This window comes from Burkholderia sp. AW49-1 (assembly GCF_053427845.1).
This window is the reverse complement of the sequence record NZ_JBSAXF010000116.1, coordinates 1-395: the sequence shown is the minus strand read 5'-3', so window position 1 is coordinate 395 and position 395 is coordinate 1. Positions and strand designations below refer to the sequence as shown.

The window sequence follows — 395 nt, the reverse complement described above, 5'->3', positions numbered from 1 at the left end:
GCGCACGTGTCGGATTCGCTGTCGGCGATCTCGTGCATCCACAGGTCGCGCCCGGCGTGCCAGTCGATCTTGCCGCCGGTGCGGCGATAGACGATCACGCTCTTGACGGCTTCGCAGCCGCCCATGGCGAGCGCCTCGTCGGCGATGCTCTTGAGCGGCAGCGTCTTGCCGCCGCGCGCCTGCTCGTCGGCGGTGATGAGCGCGACCGCGCCGACGTCGACGAGCCGCTCGTTCAGCGATTTCGCGGAGAAGCCGCCGAACACGACGGAGTGCGTGGCGCCGATGCGCGCGCAGGCCTGCATCGCGACGATGCCTTCGATCGACATCGGAATGTAGATGACGACGCGATCGCCCTTGCCGATTCCGCGTTTCTTCAGCGCATTCGCGAAGCGCGA

Annotated in this window: 1 protein-coding gene; it reads right to left on the bottom strand. The window is 67.6% G+C overall.

The window, feature by feature from the left end; all coding sequences use genetic code 11:
* The coding region (locus tag ACV22W_RS33655; protein ID WP_448023850.1) for an AMP-binding protein at positions 1 to 395 on the bottom strand (395 nt) is incomplete at both ends.